Source organism: Rhodoferax sp. (assembly GCF_014859475.1).
In the GTDB taxonomy this organism is placed as follows: Bacteria; Pseudomonadota; Gammaproteobacteria; order Burkholderiales; family Burkholderiaceae_C; genus Rhodoferax.
Genome location: NZ_JACUUE010000287.1, coordinates 1 through 2,497, shown reverse-complemented (window position 1 = coordinate 2,497; position 2,497 = coordinate 1). Strand labels below are relative to the sequence as shown.

The window sequence follows — 2,497 nt, the reverse complement described above, 5'->3', positions numbered from 1 at the left end:
GTCACTGCGTTCGCAATGACGGGGCTGTTCATGGAAAGCGTAGCGCGGCAGTCCATGCAGTCCGGGGACATGGATTGCGGTTAAAAGTCACCACGTGATCCACCTGGGCGCGAATGCCGATCCACTCGCCCAGAGCATGGTCATGGTGGCTGGGCACCAGCGCCATGACGGTCTCGCCGCTGGCCAGGCGCAGCGTGTACAAGAAGTCGGCACCGCGAAACGCCTTGCGCAGAATTTGCGCCCTGACCGGCGCGTCGTCGTCGTGCACGATGTCGTCGGCGCGCAGCAGCACGTCGCAGGCACCGCCCAAGTAAGCGCTGGGCAGCGGGCATTCGCTCATGTCGTTCAGGTTGCCCAGCGGCGTTTGCACCACCACCTCACCTGCCACGTCACGGATCACGGCCGGGGTAAAAACCCCATGGCCGATAAATTCGGCGACAAAGCGCGACGCCGGGCGGTGGTAGAGCGTGTAGGCGTTGTCCCATTGGTGCAGCTCGCCCTGGTGCATGACGCCGATGATGTCGCCCACCGCAAACGCTTCCAGCTGGTCGTGCGTGACAAACAGGGCGGTGGCGTTGGCCGCTTTCAGAATGCCGCGCACCTCGTAGGCCAGCCGTTCGCGCAGGTCCACGTCAAGGTTGGAAAACGGTTCGTCCAGCAACAACAAGCGCGGCCTTGGGGCCAGCGCCCGTGCCAGCGCAACGCGCTGTTGCTGGCCGCCCGAGAGTTCATGGGGAAAACGCTCTTGCTGCCCCTCCAGCCCCACCAGCGCGAGCACCTCGGCCACCCGGGCCTGGCGTTCGGCGCGCGGCAACTGGTCAATGCCGAAGGCCACATTGCGGCCAATGCTCAGGTGGGGAAATAGCGCGTAGTCCTGAAACACCATGCCGACCTGGCGCGACTCGGGTGGCAGCGACACGCCGGCCTGGCTCACCATCTCGCCGCCCAGGCGGATGACGCCGGCACTGGCGCGCTCCAGCCCGGCCACGGCGCGCAGCAGCGTGGTCTTGCCGCAGCCTGATGGCCCGATCAGCACGCCGATGTCGCCGGCGTGCAGGCCAAAGGACACATTGCGCACGGCGGGGGTACTTTGGCCGTCATAGGTGACGCTGAGTTGGGTGACTTCGAGAAACATGGAAAATATTCTAAATGATTACAATTCTCATTTGAGTTTTTCAACTTTCTTGCCCTCACATGCTCTTGCCCAGACTGCGTCAGTTGTTGTTTTTGGTGTTGACTGCGGTCTTCATGCTGCCGGTGCTGGCGGTGATGGCCTCCTGGCTGTCGCTGGGCGAGGCCGACGGTGCGGCTTGGCAAATTTTGCGCGAGATGGCGCAAACCGTGCTGCCCGATTACCTCGGCACCACGCTGATGCTGAGCGCGCTGGTGGGCCTGGGCGTGGTGGCGGTGGGCTTGTCGTGCGCAGCCGCAGTCACCCTGTTCGACTTTGCCGGCCGACGTTTCTTTGAGTGGGCGCTGCTGTTGCCACTGGCCATGCCGGCCTACGTGGTGGCTTATGCCTACACCGACTTTTTGCAGTTCAGCGGTCCGTTGCAAACCTTGGTGCGCGAGCTCACTGGCTGGCAGGGCAGGGTGTTTCCCGAGGTGCGCAACCTGGGCGGCGCCGCCTGGGTCTTTATTTTTTCGCTCTACCCCTACGTTTACCTGCTGGCGCGCACCGCATTGAGTGAGCGTGCGGCGCAGCTGATGGAGGCGGCCCGCCTGTTGGGCGCGCCAATGCGCCGACGCATGTTCGAGATTGCGCTGCCATTGGCGCGCCCGGCCGTAGCCGCGGGCACCGCGCTGGCGTTGATGGAAACGCTCGCCGACTTTGGCGTGTCGAGCTACTTTGGCATCCAGACCTTTACCGCCGGCATCTACAAGGCCTGGTTGTCGATGGACAACCGGCTGGCTGCCGCCCAGCTGGCCACGGTACTGCTGGCGCTGGTGGCGCTGCTGTTGTTCCTGGAGCGCCGTTCGCGTCAAAAACTGCGCTTTGCCGCCAGCCGCGGCGCCCGTGCCGGGTCAATGGAGGCGCGGCCTGTGCGTTTGACGGGTGCCCGGCATTGGGGCGTCTGGCTACTGTGCGGCGTGCCAGTGCTGGCCGGGTTTGTGCTGCCGGTGCTGTTCATGCTGCGCCCGCTCGTGGCTGACTGGTCGGCGTTGTCCTGGGGCTCATTTTTGGGCTGGACCTGGAACAGCGTGCGCCTGGGTGTTATCAGTTCGGTGTTGGCGGTGGCGCTGGCTTTGGCCTTGGCGTTCAGCATGCGCCGCCGCCCCGATGCGCCTACCCGCTGGGCCGTGCAACTGGCGGGTCTGGGCTATGCCGTGCCGGGTGCGGTGATTGTGGTCGGCCTGCTGCTGCCGGTGGGCTGGCTCCAGGCCAGGTGGCCCGAAAGCGGCGTGGGCTATCTCATGACCGGCACGGCGTTGGGGTTGGTGTGGGCCTACCTGGTGCGTTTTTGCGCGGTCGCGCTGCAGTCGGTGCAAAGCGGCT

At 65.0% G+C, this 2,497-nt stretch carries 2 protein-coding genes; one reads left to right on the top strand and one right to left on the bottom strand.

Features of this window, described 5'->3' with window-relative positions:
• Positions 1-28: 28 nt before the first annotated feature.
• The gene (locus IBX54_RS14440; protein ID WP_296543352.1) at positions 29-1,135 is read right to left on the bottom strand and encodes an ABC transporter ATP-binding protein; all 1,107 of its coding nucleotides are present in this window, start codon (positions 1,133-1,135) and stop codon (positions 29-31) included.
• Positions 1,136-1,194: 59 nt separating this feature from the next.
• On the opposite strand from IBX54_RS14440, the gene IBX54_RS14435 reads away from it, so the two are divergent.
• A partial coding sequence (locus IBX54_RS14435; RefSeq protein WP_296543351.1) for an iron ABC transporter permease occupies positions 1,195-2,497 on the top strand: 1,303 nt, incomplete at its 3' end.

Bases quoted from the DNA above. Each gene is read 5' to 3' on its own strand.
- IBX54_RS14440 (WP_296543352.1), bottom strand. From the start codon at position 1,135: ATGTTTCTCGAAGTCACCCAACTCAGCGTCACCTATGACGGCCAAAGT.